Source organism: Streptomyces decoyicus (assembly GCF_019880305.1).
GTDB classification, from domain to species: Bacteria; Actinomycetota; Actinomycetes; order Streptomycetales; family Streptomycetaceae; genus Streptomyces; species Streptomyces decoyicus.
Genome location: NZ_CP082301.1, coordinates 5,257,306 through 5,273,381, shown reverse-complemented (window position 1 = coordinate 5,273,381; position 16,076 = coordinate 5,257,306). Strand labels below are relative to the sequence as shown.

Below are 16,076 nucleotides of genomic sequence, written 5' to 3'. Positions count from 1 at the left end.
CGTGCCGGAGCAATTCAGCGCTGCGCAGGAAGCGCTGCACGCATTCGCCAAGAGCGCCGACCAGCGGGCCGAGAAGGTGCGGGCGATCCGCAGCAGCCTCGCCTCGCACTCCGTGCACCGCGAAGCCTTCGGCAAGCTTCCGGAATCGGAGGAGATCAGCAAGGACTACGAGGAACGCCAAGAGGACACCCTGGAAACCCTCGAGGACATCGCCACCTTGCAGGAGAAGATCAGCGAGGGCGTCACGACTACCGCGCAGTCCTACCAGGACAGCGATGACGAGACCGTCCAGGCGTTGAACAGCGTGCACCACGGGGGTGGCAACCGATGAGCGGGCCCGCATCGACGGCCGTCGGCGCCTACAACAAGGTCAACGACTGGATGAGCGGGATGAGCGGTCTCGTGGACGAGATCATGCGTCCGCTCGTCGAACCGCTCGCAGACCAGCTGGAGTTCGTGACCGGGGACCCCGAGACGCTCAAGGCAGCGGCCAAGCTGTGGCGTGACAAGGCGGACGAGCTCCGGAACGTCGTGGCCGACCAGCGGCGCGACCGTTCGGATCTCGCGCACGAGTGGACCGGTGAGGCCGCCGAGGCCCTCCAGGGCTACCTCGCCGAGCTGGAAACCGCCATGGAGGCGGAAGCCGATGACATGGACAAGACGGCCGACGTCCTGGAGGGGGCTGCCGAACAGGCCCAGTTCGCCCAGGAGATGGTCGAGGCCATCATCCAGGAGCTCATCGAGTGGGCCCTGATCACACTGGCAGCGGCGCTGGCCCTGACCGTCGTGACCGCGGGTCTCTCATGGGCCGGCGAGGCCGCGATGGCCGCGACCGAGGCCAGCGTCGCCACGAGCCGTATCGCCGAAGTGGTGTACAAGCTCGGCAGTAATCTCAAGTCCCTCTCCAACATTCTGAAGTTGCTCAAGCGGGCGAAGAAGCTGACGAAGCTCTCCAAGGTCAAGAAGATGAAGCCCTGGACCTGGAAGCACATGAGCGACCCGGCGCAGAGGGAGGCGTTCCTGATGGGACAGGGCGCCAAGAAGGCGCTCAAGGCCATCAAGACCCCGCTGAAGGCGGGCGCCGCCATCGGGATGGGTGGCCTCGGTTTCAGCGGCACTCCCCTGGGCGCCGCGGCGGGAGTCGCCGTCGATCACGCGGCCGAGGAGATCGATGAGTTCCTGACCGGCGACAAGTCCTCCTCGTCCGGCGACAACAGCTCGCCCCTGTCCGGCCTCGGTTCGCCCCGGCCCGCGCACAGCGAGGTGCATCTGCCGCCCGCGCCGGGCTTCGTCCCGTCGCGCGACGTCCAGGAGCCGGCCTCCCCACTGCCCGGCGGACGGCCCACCGCCCCGGACCCGGGGTTCGCGTCGCTGCCCGACGAGCCCGTCGCCCAGGACCCACTCAGCCGCTACCGCGAACCGGCCGTTGAGGAGAATCCCGGAGTGACCACCATGCCGGCGGCGGCCCGGACGACCGCGCCCCGCGATCCCGACAACCCGTTCGGCTGAGCCGCACACCAGACGAGAGGAGCGGCACCGGATGAAGCCGTTTTACCGCGACTGTTTTCCCCCTTTCCTCCAGCCAGGGGAAAGGCTGATCATCGCCTCGGACTACTGCCACAATGCGGCGCTGCCCTTCGTCCCTGCCGGGCTGCGCACCCCGCGCACCCCGTCCCTTCTCGAACAGCGGGTACGGGGCGCGCTGGGGAACGCTCTGGGCAAGGTGACGAAGCCGCTGGGCCCGGCGATCAACAACCGACTGGCGAACAATCCCGTGACGCGGGCCGTCAGCGGGTCCGCCGACAACAGCGCGCCGCGGCCCGTCAGCGGAGAGGGTGAAAACGTCGCCACGTATGCCGCCGGAGACTTCGGCGGCAACGGCGGGAGGCGGCCGGACCGCGATCTCAGCGAGGCGGTGTTCGAAGTTCAGGAGACGATCGAGGACGCCGCGGCCGACGCCATCGAGCACATGATGTATGGCAAGCCCATGGAGGGCGGCTGGTCGAGCATGGCCGGGCGTTTCCTGGTCGATCTGACGAACGCGGGCGACGAGCCCAGATTTCAGGCGCTGACCGACCGCCGGCTGATCGTGCTCGTGAACCGCAACAAGAGCTGGCTGGACGGCACCCCGAAGTGTGATCTCGGGGTGGCGGTGCCCCGTACGAACATCGCCCGGGTCACCGCGCATTCGAAGGCCGTCACCAAGGGGCGGTTCGACGTCACCTTCGTCGACGGTTCGTGGATCGCCCTGGGCAGTCTGCACCGCGAGAATATGGAGGGCGTTGTCGCCGCCTTCCACCAAGGCGTCTGATCACATGTTCCAAGGAAGCTGACCGCGTGCCGAAGATGGACCATGCAACGCCCTGCCGCCAGTTCCTCCACCCTGGCGAGGCGCTCTGGGAGGCCCGGGACTACCACGAGTACCCGAATCTCCCGTTCCTCCCCGCCCATCTGCGCGCCCCCAGGAAGCGGCCGCCGCGCGCAAAGGGGCTCTTGGGAAAGCTGAGCGACATCCTCGACAAGGCGTCGCAGCCGTCCGGCGTTGCGGTCGCCAGCCGACCGTCCGGCGGTGCGGCCACCAGTCGGCCGTCCGGCGGTGCGGCCACCAGCCGGCCGTCCGAGAGCCGCCTGCTCGACAACCGGCTGCTCGACACCCCGGTGACGCGCGTGGCCGGAAATGTCGCGGAGGGTCTGAACGAGGCCCAGGAGAACATCGAGGACGCCCTCGACGACGATTGCGCTGTGTTGTTCGTTCCAGGAGGACATGCAGGCGATGGTCACGGCCTTCCCGGGGCTCTGACCCCGGGCGGCAGGGCGGCGGGCGCGACCGGTCCCGGCGGCCGAGGGCCGCCGGGACAGCGCCCGGCCCCCTGGTTCTCAGCCGGGCAGCGCCCGCCGCGGCGCCGGCCTCACCCCGGCAGCACCCTCGTCAGCGTCCCCACCAACGGCAGGTCCTTGAGCGCGCCGCCGTTCGAGAGGGCGCCGGTCAGCAGCGTGGTGCCCACCGGCTTGAAGTCGGCGATCTGGGTGCTGACGGCGTTGGCCAGCGGGTCGACGGGGGTGTTGGCCAAGGGGTCCACCTGGAGGTTCTTGACCGGGCCGAGGCCGCCGCCGAGGGAGTTCACGAGGGCGCCGGTCAGTGCCGAGGCCGTTGCACCGGTGTCGGTGCTGCGTTCCGGGGCGGCCGCGGGGGCGGCAGCCGCCGTTGCCGCACCGCCCGCCGCGATCGCGGCACCGGCCGCGGAGATGACCAGCCCGGCCCGCAACAACGTGCGCGGAATACGGCTGGGCTTGGGACGTGCATGGGAGGGCATGTGCCACCTGCCTGTGGATCGAAGCGGTCGAAGTGCTGTGCGAGCGAGAGCAGTCGGGTAATCGATTGACTGCGTAGCGTAGTTGAGGCGGGGATGGCCGATCCACCTCGCGCGCCAGGGGTACCCCACACGGCCCCATACGCGACAATGGGTGCCCGTGAGCTCCCACTCCTGCACCCCGCCGTCCTCCCCGACGCTCTCGGCCCCTCCCCCGCTCCCGGCTCCGCCCGAGCGGGGGGACCTCCATGAGCGGGGAGGAACCCCCGCCCGGGTCATCCTGCTGACCGGCCCCTCGGGCTCCGGCAAGACGTCCCTGGCCGCACGCAGTGGACTGCCCGTCCTCCGTCTCGACGACTTCTACAAGGAGGCGACGGACCCGACCCTGCCGCAACTGCCCGACGGCGGCGGCGCCGACTGGGACGCGCCGCTGTCCTGGGACGCCGTAGCCGCGGTCGCCGCCATCGATGCGCTGTGCCGTACGGGGCGTACCGACGTTCCGGTCTACGACATCGCGGCCAGCGCCCGGGTCGGCGCGTCGGGGCTCGACCTCGGCGGTGCCCCGCTGTTCATCGCGGAGGGCGTCTTCGCCGCCGATGTCATCGCACAGTGCCGCGCGGCAGGCCTGCTGGCCGACGCGCTGTGTCTGCGCGGCCGCCCCACCACCACCTTCCGCCGCCGGCTGGCACGGGATCTGCGCGAGGGCCGCAAGTCGGCCCCCTATCTCGTACGCCGGGGGCTGCGACTGCTGCGCAGCGAGCGGTCGATCGTCGCCCGGCACACCGCGCTGGGCGCACACCCCTGCGCCAAGCCGGAGGCGCTGGCCCGGATATCGGCGGCGCGGGCGGCGGACGGGGCGGGCTCGGCCGTACGTTCCTGACGGGCGGTTTTGGCCGCGGCCGCACTCCAGGCCGCCACGGCGCATACGAAGAAGCGGGTTCGGGCAGACCCCCCGGCCGCCCGAACCCGCTTCCTCTTCCCCGTACGCCCCCGTACTTCCCCCCGTATCCCCCGATACGTCCGGCTTGAGCGGATTACCCCGTTGCCGCCGGTTCCCCCGTATCCCCTTTTCCCCTCGGGCGTTCCCCCCGGTTCCCCCTCGGGCCCCCGGCCCTCAGGTCCCCCCGATCCCTCAGGCCACCAACTCGCCGAAGGACTCCTCCCGGTCACGGCCGAAGCTGAGGACCTCGTCCTCGCGCAGCCGGCGCAGGGCGCGCCAGATGCTCGACTTCACCGTGCCGACACTGATGCCGAGAAGGTCCGCGATCTCCGGGTCCGTACGGCCTTCGTAGTAGCGCAGCACCAGCATCGTGCGCTGCGTCTCGGGCAGCCGGACCAGCGCCTGCCACAGCACGGCGCGCAGCTCGGTGCCGCGCATCGCGTCCACGTCGCCCGCCGTCTCCGGCAGCTCCTCGGTCGGGTACTCGTTCAGCTTGCGCCGACGCCAGGCGCTGATGTGCAGATTGGTCATGGTGCGGCGCAGATAGCCGCCGAGCGCCGCCTTGTCACTGATCCGGTCCCACGCCCGGTAGGTCGAGAACAGCGCGCTCTGGAGCAGGTCCTCGGCCTCGTAGCGGTCACCGGTCAGGTGGTAGGCGGTGGCGTACAGGGAGGACCGGCGCTCCTGGACGTAGGCGGTGAAGGCCGCTTCGGCCTCCGCCGTCTCCGCCGGGGAACGCCGTTCCCCCGTGGCCTCCCCGTACTCCGCTCCCCCGTTGTTTCCCCCGTGGGCGGCGTTGCCCCCGTGCCCCCGGTTTTCCCCGTCGGCCCCGTCGAGCGTGACCGTCGTGGCGTCGATGGCCACCATGTACGGCGGCCGCTGACGCCCGATGCCGCGAGCGCACCCCCGACCTCCCCCGAGGGAGGTGCCCCCGCCGACACCGGACTTCTCGTTGGCCCTGACGACGTCATGGAGTCGCGTGATAACTGCGCTGGTAGTGGTGCCGTGCAGTGTGTTCATCTCGCGCCCCCCGTCGTAGAGCCCAGCTTGTTCGGTGTGTTCGGGTGTTGATCTCTCCCGATGCCCCAAAGACTGCCAACCCAGTTTCATCGCGTTGTCCGCCGACTGTCACAGGCCTGTCACAGGGGCCGGTACGGCGCGTCGCGGGGGTCTCACACGCGTGGGCCTTGTGTACGAGAGCGCCACTGGTCGATCTCCCGGCGTCCCATGGGCCAGAATGGCTGACGTGCCTTTCCTGTTGCTGATCGAGGACGACGACGCCATCCGCACGGCCCTCGAACTCTCGCTGTCCCGCCAAGGTCACCGTGTGGTGACCGCGGCGACGGGCGAGGACGGCCTGAAGCTGCTGCGTGAGCAGCGCCCGGACCTGATCGTGCTGGATGTGATGCTGCCGGGCATCGACGGTTTCGAGGTGTGCCGGCGGATCAGGCGTACGGACCAGCTGCCCATCATCCTGCTCACCGCGCGTAACGACGACATCGACGTCGTGGTGGGGCTGGAGTCCGGAGCCGACGACTATGTCGTCAAGCCGGTGCAGGGAAGGGTGCTGGACGCCCGGATCCGGGCCGTGCTGCGCCGTGGCGAGCGTGAGTCCAGCGATTCGGCGACGTTCGGCTCGCTGATGATCGACCGGTCGGCGATGACGGTCACCAAGAACGGTGAGGATCTGCAACTGACACCGACCGAGCTGCGGTTGCTGCTGGAGCTGAGCCGCCGGCCCGGTCAGGCGCTGTCCCGGCAGCAGTTGCTGCGGCTGGTGTGGGAGCACGACTACCTCGGCGACTCGCGCCTGGTGGACGCGTGTGTGCAGCGGCTGCGCGCGAAGGTGGAGGACGTACCGTCCTCCCCGACCCTGATCCGTACGGTGCGTGGCGTCGGCTACCGGCTGGACTCCCCGCAGTGAGGGAGCGTGCCACGGGCGGCGCGACGACGGATGACAGCACCGGTGGCGGGAGAGGGAGCGGCGGGGCGCGCGCGGCCGGCCGGCGGGTGCTGCGGATGCTGGGGCGCGCGTCGGGGCTGCTGCGCTGGACCAGTCTGCGGCTGCGGCTGGTCGTGGTCTTCGCGCTGGTGGCGCTGACCGCGGCGGTCTCCGCGTCCGGCATCGCGTACTGGCTCAACCGCAACACCGTTCTGGACCGCACCCAGAACGCCGTCCTCAAGGATTTCCGCAAGTCGCTGGAGGACAGTACGCGGTCGCTGCCGCTGCGTCCGCGGTGCACCGAACTCCAGGACGCGGCACGGCAGATGGCGGGCGGGCCACAGAACTACGCGGTGCTGCTGATCGGCGTGGACCGCGACGGCAAGGACTGCGCGGCCACCACGAACAAGGACCTGCTGACGCTCAAGAACGTGCCGACGTCGCTGCGCAGCGCGGTCGACGAGGTGCGCCCGGTCGACGATTCCAACCGCTACTCGCACCATCTCTACTGGCAGCGCAAGCAGGTCGGGGACAGTCCCTATCTCGTCGCCGGGGCGAAGGTGATCGGCGGCGGGCCCACCGGCTACATGATGAAGTCGCTGGCCACCGAGCGGCAGGACCTCAACTCGCTGGCCTGGTCGCTGGGCATCGCGACCGCGCTCGCGCTGGTCGGCTCGGCGCTGCTGGCGCAGGCCGCGGCGACGACGGTGCTGCGGCCCGTACAGCGGCTGGGACATGCGGCGCGACAGCTCGGCGAGGGGCGTCTGGACACCCGGCTGCGGGTGACCGGCACGGATGAACTCGCCGATCTCTCCCGGACGTTCAACCGCACGGCGGAGCGTCTGGAGCAGCGGGTCGAGGAGCTGAGCGGGCGCGAGGCGGCGTCCCGGCGGTTCGTCGCCGATATGTCGCACGAGCTGCGGACGCCGCTGACCGCGATCACCGCGGTCTCCGAGGTGCTGGAGGAGGAGGCGGACTCCCTCGACCCGATGATCGCGCCGGCGGTGCAGCTGGTGGTCAGCGAGACCCGGCGGCTGAACGACCTCGTGGAGAACCTGATGGAGGTCACCCGCTTCGACGCGGGGACGGCCCGGCTGGTGCTGGACGAGGTCGACGTCGCGGACCAGGTGACCGCCTGTATCGACGCACGGGCCTGGCTGGACGCCGTCGAGCTGGACGCGGACCGCGGCACCGTGGCCCGGCTGGACCCGCGGCGGCTGGACGTCATCCTGGCGAACCTGATCGGCAACGCCCTCAAGCACGGCGGCTCGCCGGTGCGGGTCTCGGTGCGTACCGAAGACGTGACGGGCGACGACGCGGGCGGCAGGACGGGCAGCACGGCCGTCAGCGCCGCCGGCGGGCCGGGCGCTCCGGCCGGGACCGAGGCGGACGGCGGACCGGCCGGCGGTGCCGGCGACGGCCCTCCGGATCGGTCCGGGCGGACGGCGGACACGGAGCGGCCGGTGAGCGGGACGCTGGTGATCCGCGTACGCGACCACGGCCCCGGCATCCCCGAAGAAGTCCTCCCCCATGTCTTCGACCGCTTCTACAAGGCGAGCGCCTCCCGGCCGCGGTCGGAGGGCAGCGGTCTGGGCCTGTCGATCGCGCTGGAGAACGCGCATATCCACGGCGGGGAGATCACCGCGGCCAATCTGCCCGAGGGCGGCGCGGTCTTCACCCTGCGGCTGCCGATGGACGCCTCGCCGCTGGCGGGCGGCGACCGGAGGGACGGCGGCGCGGACGGCCCGGCCGACGAGGGCACGGAGGGCGGACGATGAGGTCCAGCAGGCGGATAGGACGGCGCGGGGCCGCCGTGGCGGCGCTCGCGCTCGCCGTCGCGGGCTGCGGGATCCGGGGCACGTCCGTACCTGTCGACGCGGGCGGCGCGCCCTCGCGGGTGAGCTGCAAGGCCCCGGGGGACGAGTCGTCGCCGAGCCCGTCCGGTGACGGCGCACAGTCCGCCGTGTATCTGGTGTGCGGCTCGGCGCTGGCCCAGGTGGAGCGGACCGTGCCGCCGCCGTCCGGGGCCGACGACCCACGCCTGCCGACCGCACGTGCGCTGCTCCACGAGCTCCAGCGCAAGCCGTCGCCGGACGAGGAGAAGGCCGGTTTCAGCAGCGCGCTGCCGCAGGATCTGAAGGTCTCCGGGCCCCGCGCGGGCGACCGGGCGGATGCGCTGCGGCTGAGCATCCGGCCCGACGACCTGCCGTCGTTCGCGCTGGCGCAGCTGGTGTGCACCTACGGCGCGAGCCCGGCGCTGGGCCGTGGGCATGCGGCGGTGCTGGGCGGGCCCGGCGACGATACGGCGCACCGTTACGACTGCTCGGCGGATGTGCTGGCCAATCCGGATATCGCGGAGAACGCCGGGTGGGGGGACCCGTTGTCGGAGGAGTCGGAGGAGGAGTGAGACGGGGCGCCACGGCGGGGGCGAACGGGGACGGGCCAAGACGGGCGCAATTGGGCGGAACCGAGGCCGCCGCTCCTGGCGTCCTGGCCTGTGTGCAGCGTCATGGCCCCGGCACCACAGCCGCCCCCCGCATGCGCGTCACCGGACTTCTCCTCCTCGTGGCGCATCTACTGATCGTCGGCTGGCTGACGCTGCGCCCCCGTACGGTGCCGTGGGTACCCGCCGCGAATCTCGAACCGCTGGCGACGATCCAGGCCGAGCTGGCACGCGGCCCGTCGTGGGAGGTCGTACAGCATCTGGGCGGATCGGTGCTGCTGCTGGCGCCTCTGGGTGCGCTGCTGCCCCTCTCGGCAGGCCGACTGAACGTTTCGCCATTGGTGTCCCTGACCCGTACCGCCTTCGCCGGAGCGATGATCGCGCTGGCCATCGAGCTGCTTCAGTCAGGGGTGCCCGGCCGGGTCCCCGACATCGACTCGGTGCTCCTCGGCACTCTCGGGGTCGCCGTGGTGCACCTTGCGGTCGTCCCCGGGGCACGGTGCCGGCTGCGCCGCCGGTACGGGCATCTCGGGGACACGACCCCGAGAATCCCCAGGGTTGAACTGGCCCCGCAGGCTGACGCTCTCTCCGGCAGCCGGACCTACCTTTGAGACATCGGGGCAAACGCCCCACCGAGTCGAAAAGGAGCCGTCCTCATGGCCGCCGCACTGGTCCGCCCCCGCAATAACCGAATGATCGCCGGAGTGTGCGCGGGCCTGGCCCGTCGCTTCGGTACGACGCCGACGACGATGCGCGTGCTCTTCGTGGTCTCGTGTCTGCTTCCCGGCCCGCAGTTCCTGCTCTATCTGGCGCTGTGGATACTCCTCCCCTCCGAGGAGAAGGCCACCGGCGCCGCCGCCTGGTGACCCACCCGGCTGCCCGGCCGCCCGGCGCGCGCCGCTGACCCGGCGCCCTGCCGCCCCGCCGGCCGGCTCCCGGCTCCCGGCTCCCGGCTCCCGGCTCCCGGCCGCACATGACGATGCCCCGGCCGTACGCGCAAGGGCGTACGGCCGGGGCAGGCGCAGTGGGCGTCCCGGGGGGACGGGCCGCGTCAGCCGCCGAGGAGGCTGCCGGGCTGGAGGCCGCCCAGCAGCTTGTTGCCGTGGGAGTTCAGCTTGGTCTTCACGTCGTTGCCGGCCGGCTTGGACTTGGTGAGCCCGGAGACGGTCTTGGCGGCGTCCTTCACCGGCAGGCTCTTCAGCACCCCGGTGGTGTCGGAGGAGCCGGCCGCCGGGGCCGCGCTGGCGACGCCCGCAGCGGTGACGACGAAAGCGGCACCGAGCGCGACGGTACCGAGAGTCTTGATGGTTCCCTGCTTCATCGAATTACGTCCTCGTGATGGGGGTTTGACCGGCGAATCAACCTAGCGAGGCCGAAACCGGCGCCGCAAACAGCCACGAGGAAAGAAAAAACGGCCGGTGGACATTCCACCGGCCGTTGCGCTATAGGCTCGCGCTGCTGCTCACACAGAGTCAGAACCACTGCTCACAGGGGCAGTTGCACCGTGCGGACGGAACAGCCACTCGGCCCGAAGCTCCGCGTAACCCGGCTTGATGACGTCATTGATCATCGCCAGACGTTCATCGAAAGGAATGAACGCTGATTTCATCGCATTGACTGTAAACCACTGCATGTCATCGAGCGTGTATCGGAATGTCTTGACCAGGTGCTCGAATTCCCGGGACATGTTCGTGCCGCTCATCAGCCGGTTGTCGGTATTGACCGTGAGCCGGAACTGGAGTCGGCGCAGCAGGCCGATGGGGTGCTCCGCGTAGGAGGGGGCCGCACCGGTCTGGAGGTTGGAGGTCGGGCACATCTCCAGCGGGATGCGCTTGTCCCGTACGTACGAGGCGAGCCGGCCGAGCTTGACCGAGCCGTCGTCGGCGACCTCGATGTCGTCGATGATGCGGACGCCGTGGCCGAGGCGGTCGGCGCCGCACCACTGGAGGGCCTGCCAGATGGACGGCAGGCCGAAGGCCTCCCCGGCGTGGATGGTGAAGTGGTTGTTCTCCCGCTTGAGGTACTCGAACGCGTCGAGGTGGCGGGTGGGCGGGTAACCGGCCTCCGCGCCCGCGATGTCGAAGCCGACGACGCCGGTGTCCCGGTAGCGGTTGGCGAGTTCGGCGATCTCCAGGGAACGGGCGGCGTGCCGCATGGCGGTCAGCAGGGCGCCGACGCGGATGCGGTGGCCCTTCTCGCGGGCCCGTCGCTCGCCCTCGCGGAAGCCCTCGTTGACCGCCTCGACGACCTCTTCGAGGGTCAGACCCTGTTCGAGGTGCTGCTCGGGCGCGTACCTGACCTCGGCATAGACCACACCGTCGGCGGCCAGGTCCTCGGCGCACTCGGCGGCCACCCGGGCCAGTGCGTCGCGGGTCTGCATGACGGCGCAGGTGTGCGCGAAGGTCTCCAGGTAGCGCTCGAGCGAGCCGGAGTCGGCGGCCTCACGGAACCAGATCCCGAGCTTTTCCGGGTCGGTTTCGGGCAGTCCCTCGTAGCCGTTCTCGCGGGCCAGCTCGACGACGGTGGCGGGGCGCAGGCCGCCGTCGAGGTGGTCGTGGAGCAGCACCTTGGGGGCACGGCGGATCTGTTCACTGGTCGGGAGTGTGGTGGTCTCGCTCGTCATTTCGGCACTCTAGCCCCTACGCGCGTAGATCTCATCGAACGATACGTAACAGTGACCCGTCCATGGGGTGGCGGGCAGGCCGCCTTCTGCCATCGTTCTGGTCATGGCTCAGCAAGCACTGCCGGTGCGCGAGGCCCGGCTGGGAAAACCGCTGGGAACGGCCGGCAAGGAAGGCACGCGCGAGGCGCTCCGGTGGCGGAGCGGGAGCGGCCGGGGCGCCGGCCGGGAGGTGAGCGGGGTCGCGCTTTTACTGCCCGGGGGCGGGCCGACCGGGGTGCGGCGGCCGTCGCCGGTGGCGGCGCTGGCGGTGCGTCCGCTGGCCGTCCGGCTGGCGAAGGCGGGCCGCCCCGAGGGCCTGACGGCCCATGTCGTGCGCTACCGGTGCAGCGGCTGGAACGGTCTTGACGCGCATCCGGCACGGGACACCACCTGGGCCCTGGACGAAGTGGTCCGCCGTTACGGCGATGTCCCGGTCTGCCTCGTCGGCACGGGCATGGGAGCCCGCGCCGCTCTGCACGCCGCGGGCCACCCCGCCGTCAACTCCGTACTGGCACTGGCCCCTTGGCTGCCCGACACCGGCGAGAACGACGGGCCGCCCGATCCGGTGAAACAGCTCATCGGCCGGCAGGTCCTGCTCGTCCACGGCACCAACGACGAACGCACCGACCCCGATCTGTCCTACCGCTACGCCGAGCGGGCCAAGAAGATCAACCGCGACACCTGCCGCTTCGAGGTGCACTCCGACGGCCACTCGCTGCACCAGCACCGCGCCGAAGTCCTCGCCTTGGCGGCCGACTTCATGCTCGGCTCCCTGTTCGCCCGGGGCTACTCCAGACCCGTGAAGGACGCCCTGGCCGCACCACCACCGCTGGGCCTGCGGATGCCGCTGGCCGCGGGCTTCGGGGCGTCGCTGCGGCACTGAGCGGCGTCCGCCCCAGGACCGCGCCCGTCACCTGGGCAACAACTTCCCCCGCCGGCTCAGCAGGAACTTCTTGAACTCGGCGACCGGGGGTGTGTCCGGGTGGCCGTCCAGCCAGGCGACGCCGATCTCGCGGACCGCGCGCGGCGCCGTCACGGTCAGCTCGGCGACCCCGGGGCGCGGCACGGCGGGCGGCGGCAGCAGCGCGACACCCAGGCCGGCCGCGACCAGCCCGCGCAGCGTCTCGGCCTCCTCCCCCTCGAAGGCGATCCGCGGGGTGAAGCCCGCCTCGGCGCACAGCGCGTCGGTGATCCGGCGCAGCCCGTAGCCGGGTTCGAGGGTGACGAACAGCTCGCCGGCGGCCTCCGCGAGCCGGACCCGCTTGCGCCCGGCCAGCGGATGGTCGTCCGGGACGACCAGGCGCAGCTTCTGTTCGTCGAGCCGGCGGGCGACCAGGTCGGGGTAGTCCGGGACCGGGGAGGTCAGACACAGGTCGAGGTCGCCGGCGCGCAGGCGCTCGATCATTGCCTCGCCGTAGTTCTGGACGAGCTGGAAGCGGACGCGCGGGTGGTCGGCGCGGAAGCTGCGGATCAGGCCGGGCACGGTCTCCGGGCCGAGCGTGTGCAGAAAGCCGAACGCCACCTTCCCCGCGGCCGGGTCGACATCGGCCCGTACGGACTCCGTCGCCCGCTCCAGATCCGTCAACGCCCGCTCGGTGGAGGCGAGAAAGGCGCGGCCGGCCGGGGTGAGGGAGAGGGTGCGGCCGTGCCGGGCGAAGAGGGCGACGCCGAGGTCGTCCTCCAGGCGGACGAGGGCGCGGCTGAGCGTCGGCTGCGGCATACCGAGCTCCTGCGCGGCGCGGGTGACGTGTTCGTGCCGGGCGACGGCGGTGAACTGGGCGAGCCGCGGGGCGAGGATCACCGCCCAGGAGTCGACACCGAGCTCGGCCGCCTCCCCCACTTCCGCGCCAACGGGCCTCGACCCGGCAATGTCTTTTCTGTTGCGACCTTGCAACAGGAGCCCCTGCAACCTGCGGTCATGTGTCACAGCATCGATTATGGCGTTTCCATGCATTGGACGCATGAAACTGGGCGGCCTACCTTCGAAACATGCCTCCCGCTGATACCGGGGCGTCCGTCACCGACCGTGCGGCCGCCTCTCCTCTGTCGTCCACCGACTCCTCTGCCTCCGCTTCCTCCGCCGCGCCCGACCCCGAGTCGGGCAAGCTGCGGCCGGGCGGCCCCGGCTACCGCCGGATGAGCTTCGCCCTCTTCGCCGCCGGAGTGGCGACCTTCGCGCTCCTGTACTCCACGCAGGCACTGCTGCCCGCGATCTCCGGTGACCTCGGGGTCAGCCCGGACCAGGCGAGCTGGACCGTGTCCGCGGCCACCTTCGGCCTGGCCCTCGGCGTGATCCCGCTGAGCGCGGTCTCCGAGCGCTTCGGCCGGCGCACGCTGATGACGCTGTCCCTCTCGGTCGCCGCGCTGATCGCGATGCTGGTGCCGTTCGCCCCGTCGCTCGGTGTGCTGATCGCGCTGCGCGGCATCCAGGGCGTGGCGCTGGCCGGGCTGCCGGCGTCGGCGATGGCCTTCCTGGCCGAGGAGGTACGCGCCAAGGCGCTGGTGGCGGCCATCGGGCTGTTCGTGGCGGGCAACAGCATCGGCGGGATGTCCGGCCGGATCGTGACCGGCTGGGTCGCCCAGGCCTGGGGCTGGCGGGCCGCGCTGGCCGCGGTGGGTGTGCTGGCCGTGGTGTGCGCGGTGACGTTCCGGCTGCTGGTCCCCAAGGCCCGGCACTTCGCGCCCCGTTCGGTGGGCCCGCGGGCGCTGGCACGTACGCTCGGCAACCACCTCGCCGACCCTCTGCTGCGCCGTCTCTACGCCATCGGCGGCCTGTTCATGACGGTCTTCGGCGCGGTCTACACGGTCATCGGCTACCGACTGGTCTCCGAGCCGTTCAACCTCCCGCAGGGCATTGTCGGTTCGATCTTCGTGGTCTACCTGGTCGGTACGGTCTCCTCGGCCGCGGCCGGCACGCTGGTCGCCCGTACGGGCCGCCGCGGCGCCCTCTACCTGGCCGTCGGCACCACCTCCACGGGCCTGCTGCTCTCCCTCGCCGACTCCGTCGCCGCGGTGCTGGCGGGCCTGATCCTGATCACCGCGGGCTTCTTCGCGGGCCACGCGGTCGCCTCGTCCGCGGTCAGCCGCACCGCCAAGACGGCCCGTGCACAGGCGTCGGCGCTGTACCAGTGCGCGTACTACGTCGGCAGCAGCCTGGGCGGCGCACTCGGCGCCGCCGCCTTCCACGCCGTCGGCTGGGAGGGCACCGTCCTCCTGGGCCTCGCGGCGATGGTCGGCGCCGCCTCGATCACCCTCTACGCCACCCGCAAGGCCGTGGCCGAACGCCGGCTCCTCCACCTGGAGAAGGCCGCGTAGCACCCCTCAGTCCGAAGGGCCCGTCCCACCACCTGTCCTGGTGGGGCGGGCCCTTCGTCCGTGTGCGGGGGTGATCATGGGCCCCCGGGCCCCTTCACCCATACGAGCCGCGTCCTCAGCGGCCTCCGGCCGCGGGCGCAGGTCAGGCGATACGTTCGAGCACCACCGGAGTGGCGGCGAAGGCCGCGTCCTCGGGGCCGACCAGGACGCCGCCGTCCAGGGCCTCCAGGGCGTAGCCGAACTTCTCCGGGGTGTCGGTGTGCAGGGTCAGCAGGGGCTGGCCGGCGGTGACGGTGTCGCCGGGCTTGGCATGGAGTTCGATGCCCGCGCCGGCCTGGACCGGGTCCTCCTTGCGGGCGCGGCCGGCGCCCAGGCGCCAGGCGGCGAGGCCGACGGCGTAGGCGTCGAGGGCGGTGAGGGTGCCGGAGGAGGCGGCGGTGACGACGTGCTGTTCGCGGGCCACGGGGAGGGCCGCGTCGGGGTCGCCGCCCTGGGCGGCGATCATGCGGCGCCAGTGGTCCATGGCGGAGCCGTCGGCCAGGGCCTTGGCCGGGTCCGCGTCCTTGAGGCCGGCCGCGTCGAGCATCTCGCGGGCCAGCGCCAGGGTCAGCTCGACGACGTCCTGGGGGCCGCCGCCGGCCAGCACCTCGACGGATTCGCGGACTTCGAGGGCGTTGCCGGCGGTCAGGCCGAGCGGGGTGGCCATGTCGGTGAGCAGCGCGACCGTCTTGACGCCGTGGTCGGTGCCCAACTCGACCATGGTGGAGGCCAGTTCGCGGGCGTTGTCGAGGTCCTTCATGAAGGCGCCGGAGCCGACCTTGACGTCCAGGACGAGGGAGCCGGTGCCCTCGGCGATCTTCTTGGACATGATGGAGGAGGCGATCAGGGGGATGGACTCGACGGTGCCGGTGACATCGCGGAGCGCGTAGAGCTTCTTGTCGGCGGGGGCGAGGCCGTCGCCGGCGGCGCAGATGACGGAGCCGACCTCGCGCAGGACGTTCAGCATCTCCGCGTTGGAGAGGGTCGCGCGCCACCCGGGGATCGCTTCGAGCTTGTCGAGGGTGCCGCCGGTGTGGCCGAGGCCGCGGCCGGAGAGCTGCGGGACGGCCGCGCCGCAGGCGGCGACGAGCGGGGCCAGCGGCAGGGTGATCTTGTCGCCGACGCCGCCGGTGGAGTGCTTGTCGGCGGTGGGGCGCGGCAGGGACGAGAAGTCCATGCGCTCGCCGGAGTCGATCATCGCCGCCGTCCAGCGGGCGATCTCCGTGCGGTTCATGCCGTTGAGGAAGATGGCCATCGCCAGGGACGACATCTGCTCATGGGCGACCTCGCCGCGGGTGTAGGCGTCGATGACCCAGTCGATCTGATCGGGGGTCAGCACGCCGCGGTCGCGCTTGGCGCGGATGACGGAGATGACGTCCATGGAGGGTTCCTTTCGAACGGGTAACTCCCGTTCTACACGCATA

General features: G+C 71.4%; 17 protein-coding genes. 11 read left to right on the top strand and 6 right to left on the bottom strand.

The window, feature by feature from the left end; translation table 11 throughout:
- Window position 1: 1 nt before the first annotated feature.
- The 3 genes from K7C20_RS23330 to K7C20_RS23320 are packed head-to-tail and all read left to right on the top strand — an operon-like array spanning window position 2 to window position 2,311.
- A complete protein-coding gene (locus K7C20_RS23330; RefSeq protein WP_030087073.1) occupies window positions 2-331 on the top strand; it encodes a hypothetical protein in 330 nt (109 codons plus the stop codon).
- Entirely contained in the window at window positions 328-1,509 is a 1,182-nt protein-coding gene (locus tag K7C20_RS23325) for a WXG100 family type VII secretion target (protein WP_030087071.1), read from the top strand. The genes K7C20_RS23330 and K7C20_RS23325 overlap by 4 nt, the downstream gene beginning before the upstream one ends.
- A 31-nt stretch (window positions 1,510-1,540) precedes the next feature.
- Window positions 1,541-2,311 (top strand): hypothetical protein, encoded by a 771-nt coding sequence (locus tag K7C20_RS23320; protein WP_030087069.1) that lies wholly within the window; start codon window positions 1,541-1,543, stop codon window positions 2,309-2,311.
- 598 nt (window positions 2,312-2,909) lie between these two features.
- Here the strand turns inward: K7C20_RS23320 and K7C20_RS23315 are convergent.
- Entirely contained in the window at window positions 2,910-3,314 is a 405-nt protein-coding gene (locus K7C20_RS23315) for a hypothetical protein (protein ID WP_053209434.1), read from the bottom strand.
- Between the two features lie 157 nt (window positions 3,315-3,471).
- Between K7C20_RS23315 and K7C20_RS23310 the strand changes: the two genes are divergently transcribed.
- A complete protein-coding gene (locus K7C20_RS23310; protein WP_409351318.1) occupies window positions 3,472-4,191 on the top strand; it encodes an ATP-binding protein in 720 nt (239 codons plus the stop codon).
- Between the two features lie 252 nt (window positions 4,192-4,443).
- Here the strand turns inward: K7C20_RS23310 and K7C20_RS23305 are convergent, their stop codons facing one another.
- Window positions 4,444-5,271: a SigE family RNA polymerase sigma factor gene (locus tag K7C20_RS23305; RefSeq protein WP_030087065.1), complete on the bottom strand. Its 828-nt coding sequence runs from the start codon at window positions 5,269-5,271 to the stop codon at window positions 4,444-4,446.
- A gap of 226 nt (window positions 5,272-5,497) precedes the next feature.
- Here K7C20_RS23305 and afsQ1 point away from each other — a divergent pair, with 226 nt between their 5' ends.
- The 5 genes from afsQ1 to K7C20_RS23280 all read left to right on the top strand — a co-directional run bounded on the left by afsQ1 (window position 5,498) and on the right by K7C20_RS23280 (window position 9,502).
- Window positions 5,498-6,175 carry a two-component system response regulator AfsQ1 gene (afsQ1, locus tag K7C20_RS23300; protein WP_048830120.1) on the top strand — a complete coding sequence of 226 codons (678 nt, stop codon included), beginning with the start codon at window positions 5,498-5,500 and terminating at the stop codon, window positions 6,173-6,175.
- Window positions 6,172-7,971 carry a sensor histidine kinase gene (locus tag K7C20_RS23295; RefSeq protein WP_053209435.1) on the top strand — a complete coding sequence of 600 codons (1,800 nt, stop codon included), beginning with the start codon at window positions 6,172-6,174 and terminating at the stop codon, window positions 7,969-7,971. Before afsQ1 ends, K7C20_RS23295 begins: the two co-directional genes overlap by 4 nt.
- Window positions 7,968-8,600, top strand: coding sequence for a hypothetical protein (locus tag K7C20_RS23290; RefSeq protein WP_053209436.1), 633 nt, complete (start codon window positions 7,968-7,970; stop codon window positions 8,598-8,600). The genes K7C20_RS23295 and K7C20_RS23290 overlap by 4 nt, the downstream gene beginning before the upstream one ends.
- 131 nt (window positions 8,601-8,731) lie before the next feature.
- On the top strand, window positions 8,732-9,247 hold the full coding sequence (locus K7C20_RS23285) for a VanZ family protein (protein WP_209443957.1): 516 nt from the start codon (window positions 8,732-8,734) through the stop codon (window positions 9,245-9,247).
- A gap of 45 nt (window positions 9,248-9,292) precedes the next feature.
- Window positions 9,293-9,502 carry a PspC domain-containing protein gene (locus K7C20_RS23280; RefSeq protein WP_030087060.1) on the top strand — a complete coding sequence of 70 codons (210 nt, stop codon included), beginning with the start codon at window positions 9,293-9,295 and terminating at the stop codon, window positions 9,500-9,502.
- Window positions 9,503-9,687: 185 nt separating this feature from the next.
- Here the strand turns inward: K7C20_RS23280 and K7C20_RS23275 are convergent, their stop codons facing one another.
- Both K7C20_RS23275 and K7C20_RS23270 read right to left on the bottom strand, forming a co-directional pair.
- Window positions 9,688-9,957, bottom strand: a complete 270-nt coding sequence (locus tag K7C20_RS23275; RefSeq protein WP_053209437.1) for a hypothetical protein — start codon at window positions 9,955-9,957, stop codon at window positions 9,688-9,690.
- Window positions 9,958-10,098: 141 nt separating this feature from the next.
- Window positions 10,099-11,259: an adenosine deaminase gene (locus K7C20_RS23270; protein WP_030087056.1), complete on the bottom strand. Its 1,161-nt coding sequence runs from the start codon at window positions 11,257-11,259 to the stop codon at window positions 10,099-10,101.
- Window positions 11,260-11,362: 103 nt separating this feature from the next.
- Here K7C20_RS23270 and K7C20_RS23265 point away from each other — a divergent pair, with 103 nt between their 5' ends.
- Window positions 11,363-12,181: an alpha/beta hydrolase gene (locus K7C20_RS23265; protein WP_030087054.1), complete on the top strand. Its 819-nt coding sequence runs from the start codon at window positions 11,363-11,365 to the stop codon at window positions 12,179-12,181.
- A gap of 27 nt (window positions 12,182-12,208) precedes the next feature.
- Here K7C20_RS23265 and K7C20_RS23260 read toward each other — a convergent pair whose 3' ends face one another.
- Window positions 12,209-13,225 carry a LysR family transcriptional regulator gene (locus K7C20_RS23260; RefSeq protein WP_409351317.1) on the bottom strand — a complete coding sequence of 339 codons (1,017 nt, stop codon included), beginning with the start codon at window positions 13,223-13,225 and terminating at the stop codon, window positions 12,209-12,211.
- Window positions 13,226-13,287: 62 nt separating this feature from the next.
- On the opposite strand from K7C20_RS23260, the gene K7C20_RS23255 reads away from it, so the two are divergent.
- On the top strand, window positions 13,288-14,613 hold the full coding sequence (locus K7C20_RS23255; protein ID WP_030087052.1) for an MFS transporter: 1,326 nt from the start codon (window positions 13,288-13,290) through the stop codon (window positions 14,611-14,613).
- A 142-nt stretch (window positions 14,614-14,755) separates the two neighbouring features.
- Here the strand turns inward: K7C20_RS23255 and K7C20_RS23250 are convergent, their stop codons facing one another.
- A complete protein-coding gene (locus K7C20_RS23250) occupies window positions 14,756-16,033 on the bottom strand; it encodes a thymidine phosphorylase (RefSeq protein ID WP_053209439.1) in 1,278 nt (425 codons plus the stop codon).
- Between the last annotated feature and the right edge of the window lie 43 nt (window positions 16,034-16,076).